This window comes from Mesorhizobium sp. M7A.F.Ca.ET.027.03.2.1 (assembly GCF_003999175.1).
GTDB lineage: Bacteria > Pseudomonadota > Alphaproteobacteria > Rhizobiales > Rhizobiaceae > Mesorhizobium.
Genome location: NZ_RZOM01000892.1, coordinates 1 through 2,588 on the forward strand (window position 1 = coordinate 1; position 2,588 = coordinate 2,588).

At 64.8% G+C, this 2,588-nt stretch carries 1 protein-coding gene and 2 pseudogenes; 2 read left to right on the forward strand and 1 reads right to left on the reverse strand.

The window, feature by feature from the left end; all coding sequences use genetic code 11:
• Both EN750_RS28545 and EN750_RS28550 read left to right on the forward strand, forming a co-directional pair.
• Nucleotides 1-311: pseudogene (locus EN750_RS28545) on the forward strand (DNA ligase-associated DEXH box helicase); the annotation flags it as partial.
• Nucleotides 312-315: 4 nt separating this feature from the next.
• Nucleotides 316-1,917, forward strand: a complete 1,602-nt coding sequence (locus EN750_RS28550; protein WP_127398751.1) for a cisplatin damage response ATP-dependent DNA ligase — start codon at nt 316-318, stop codon at nt 1,915-1,917.
• A 13-nt stretch (nt 1,918-1,930) separates the two neighbouring features.
• On the opposite strand, the pseudogene EN750_RS28555 reads toward EN750_RS28550, so the two are convergent.
• Nucleotides 1,931-2,588: pseudogene (locus tag EN750_RS28555) on the reverse strand (hypothetical protein); the annotation flags it as partial.

Sequence of the window (2,588 nt, forward strand, 5' to 3'; positions counted from 1 at the left end):
GCGCCATCGTCGTCGGCCCGCCATCGGCCTTCGCCGACCGCTGGGCGCGGCGTTTTCCCGATCCGATCTCGTGCTTCGCGTCGGGCTGGATGCGCATTCGCCAGCGCGCCAAGCAAGGCGGCGTCGAGCTGCCGCTGATCATCTCCGATCATGCCGACTGGGATGAGTTGACCGCCACGATCAAGGAGACCGGAGCCGAGGAGATCTGGGTGACCCATGGCCGCGAGGAAGCGCTGGTGCGCTGGTGCGAACTCGAAGGCATCGCCGCCCGGCCGCTGCATCTGGTCGGCTACGAAGACGAGGGCGATTGAAGCCATGAACCGCTTCGCCGAGCTTCTCGACCGCCTGGTGCTGACGCCGTCGCGCAACGGCAAGCTGACCTTGCTGACCGACTATTTCCGCGCCGTGGAGGATCCCGATCGCGGGCTGGCGCTGGCTGCCATCACCGGCGATCTCCACATCGCCGCGGTCAAACCGGCGATGCTGCGCATGCTGGTCACCGAACGCATGGATCCGGTGCTGTTCGGCTATTCCTACGACTATGTCGGCGATCTCGCCGAAACGGTGTCGCTGGTCTGGCCGCAAACGCCCGGAAACATCGCGAACCGCGAGCCGACGCTGGGCGAAGTCGTGGCCAAACTGCAGGCGGCAAGCCGCTCCGACGGGCCCAAGGTGCTGGCCGGGCTGCTCGACAGCGCGGGCATCTCGGCGCGCTTTGCCATCATCAAGCTGGTCACCGGCGGCTTGCGCATCGGCATGTCGGCGCGGCTGGCCAAACAGGCGCTGGCCGATTTCGGCAAGGTCGACGTGGCCGAGATCGAGGAGCTCTGGCACGGGCTGTCACCGCCTTACACAGCGCTGTTCGCGTGGCTGGAGGGCAAGGCCGAGAAGCCCAGGAACACGGCGTTGGCATTGTTTCGCCCGGTGATGCTGTCGAACCCGGTCGGTGACGGCGATCTCGAAAAGCTCGATCCGGCGGATTATGCCGCCGAATGGAAATGGGACGGCATCCGTGTCCAGGCGGTGGCCGAGGGCGGCATCCGCCGGCTCTATTCGCGCACCGGTGACGATGTTTCCGGCGCCTTTCCGGACCTCGCCGATGCCATGCATTTTTCCGCAACGCTGGACGGCGAACTGCTTGTCGGCGATCCCCGAGAGGCGACGGGAACCTTCTCGGATCTGCAGCAACGGCTGAATCGCAAGACGGTGACACCGAAGATGCAGCAGCAATACCCGGCCTTCATGCGCTGCTACGATCTGCTCCAGGTCGGCGGCGAGGATCTGCGCGCGCTGCCGTTTCGCGAGCGGCGCGGCCGGCTGGAAGCGTTTGTCGGAACGCTCGACCCGAGCCGTTTCGATCTTTCGCCATTCGTCGACTTCACGGATTGGCAAACGCTTGAGGAACTACGCCGGGTGCCGCCGCATCCGATCATCGAAGGCGTCATGCTGAAGCGCTGGGACTCAGCCTATGTCGCCGGCCGGCCGAAAGGTCCATGGTTCAAATGGAAACGCGATCCGCACACGGTGGACGCGGTGCTGATGTATGCCCAGCGCGGCCACGGCAAACGCTCGAGCTTCTATTCCGACTATACGTTCGGCGTCTGGACAGGTGCCGAAGGCGAAGAGGAACTGGTGCCGGTCGGCAAGGCCTATTTCGGCTTCACCGATGAGGAGCTGAAGCAGATCGACAAATATGTCCGCGACAACACGATCGAGCGTTTCGGGCCGGTGCGCTCGGTGCGGGCCGACCGCGACAACGGCCTTGTGCTGGAAGTCGCCTTCGAAGGGTTGAACCGCTCGACCCGGCACAAATCCGGCGTCGCCATGCGCTTTCCCCGCATTTCGCGGCTGCGCTGGGACAAGCCGGCCAACGAGGCCGACCGCATCGAGACGCTGCAAGCGCTGCTCGACCGCTAGACCGTCAGCGCTCTTACGGCTCGATCGAAACGCGGATTTCGTAGATGTCCGCGGCCTTGCCCTGCTTGTCGAAGTCGGAATTGATGGCAATGGTGCCGGCCGAGCCCGGACGCTTGTCCGGAAACTGCACATCGAACAGATATTCGTTCTGCTGCTGGCCGACCGCATAGCGCTTGCGGCCGCAGTCGCCGAGTTCGCCGAAATTGCAGTCGACCGAAATCTGCGTCTCCTTGCCTTCTTCGGAGCGGGCAATGATGTCGAACACGGCATGTTTGCCGGCCAGTTTCTCCAGCACGCCTTGTCCGACGTCGAAGCTGATCGCCGAACCGGACGCGCCGGAACGGATGCGCAGGAACGAACCGGTATCGTCCTTCATCACCTCGGCCCTGGCGTCAGACGGCGCGCTGACATGGGATGCATCGGCCGGCGAAAACACATTGATCCAGTCGCGCGCCTGGTCCGCGGCGCCGGGTTTTGCCGGACCGCCGTCGGCCGGTGTGAAATCGTCGTCCTCGACGGTCGGCGGCGCTTGCGGCGGGGCGGTGTCGAGTTGCGCGGATGTCTTGAACACGCCGGTCTGCACGGCGAAGAACAGGCCGATGCCAACCGCGGCGAGCAGTGTCACGGTCAGGAAGATGGCGGTCAGCGGCAGGCGACGCCCCCTTATGCGC

Coding starts and splice junctions, on each gene's coding strand:
- EN750_RS28550 (WP_127398751.1), top strand. CDS start 316: ATGAACCGCTTCGCCGAGCTTCTCGACCGCCTGGTGCTGACGCCGTCG.